Origin of the sequence: Streptomyces durocortorensis (assembly GCF_016901035.1) — a bacterium.
GTDB classification, from domain to species: Bacteria; Actinomycetota; Actinomycetes; order Streptomycetales; family Streptomycetaceae; genus Streptomyces; species Streptomyces durocortorensis.
The window spans coordinates 1-1,186 of record NZ_JAFEUF010000505.1; the positions used below are offsets into that span (position 1 = coordinate 1).

Here is a 1,186-nt window from a genome sequence, read left to right on the forward strand (position 1 = left end):
AGGAACGCGGCGATCTCGTACGGGTCGTCCCGTACGACCGTGGCCGCGCCTGGCGGTGTGGCGTCGGCGGCCATGGCCGCGATCGAGCGGGTCGGCCCGGCCCCGGCGGAGCACTGCACGCCGTGAAGGGCGAGGAGGCGCAGCCGGAGCACGGCGACCAGGCCCTCGACGTCGCGGCCCCAGTAGGTCAGGGCGCCGGTGAGGTCGACGTACGTGGACCAGTCGGCGGGGAGGGGTTCGACGCGTGAGCTGATGCCGTCGACGACGGCGAGCAGCTGACCGTAGAGCTCCTCGGTCTGTTCGGCGGGGTGGAAGTGGATCCGCAGGATCGCGCGCGGCCGCGGTCGGCTGGTGGTGTTCATCCCGGGCTCCCGGGGCTTCGGTGGCCGAAGCGGGTGAGGTCGGCCGAGCGGGTTCCGGCGGGCTGGAGGTCGCTCCAGGGGTGCAGGCGGGCGCCTGCGGTGCCGTCGGGGATCGTCCGCCCGGCCGCGGACTGGGCGGGCGTCGGCGCGGGGGACTGGCCGAGGAGGTCGAGGACGGCCTGAGGTCCGTGGGTGGCGCGGGCGGTGGCGAGTTCGTCGAGGTCCCAGGCCATTTCTCCGACGACGGTGCGCCGGGGGCCGCGGGCTTCGACGGTGCCGCGGACCAGGAGCAGGCCGTGGTGGAAGACCGTGTGCGCGCACCGTTCGTGGGAGTCCTCGAAGAACGCCAGATCGACCAGTCCGCTGCCGTCTTCGAGGGTGACGAAGATGATGCGCTTGCCCGAGGCGATGGGCGGGGTCTGGGTGGAGGCGCGGACGCCGGCGACCAGGACGCGTTGCCCGGGGTGCATCGCCCGCAGGTGCTTCGCGTCGGTGGCGCCGATCTCGCGGAGCAGGCGGTGGTGGTCTTCCATGAGGTGCCGGGAGACATCGATCTTGAGAACGCCGAGCTCGGCGTCAAGCCGTTCGCGGGCGGTCATCTCCCGCAGCCCGGAGGAGTCCGCGGTGTGTGAGGTGGTGACGAGCGGGATCTGGCCGGGCCCGGGACGGGTGCGGGCCTGGCGGTGGAGCTCGGTCGCCTGCAGCAGCAGGTCCCGCCGCGTCGAGGAGCCGTTGAGCTGGTCGAGGGCGCCGATACTGATGAGGCGTTCGACGGTCGGGAGCTTGGGGTGGGCGCGGGCGTAGAAGTCCTGCAGGGAGGTGTA

At 72.9% G+C, this 1,186-nt stretch carries 1 protein-coding gene and 1 pseudogene; both read right to left on the bottom strand.

The window, feature by feature from the left end; all coding sequences use genetic code 11:
* A pseudogene (locus JS521_RS35765) lies at positions 1-362 on the bottom strand (hypothetical protein); the annotation flags it as partial.
* Positions 359-1,186: OB-fold nucleic acid binding domain-containing protein (locus JS521_RS35770; RefSeq protein ID WP_372448650.1), on the bottom strand; the 828-nt coding region annotated here is incomplete at its 5' end. The pseudogene JS521_RS35765 and the gene JS521_RS35770, both read right to left, overlap by 4 nt.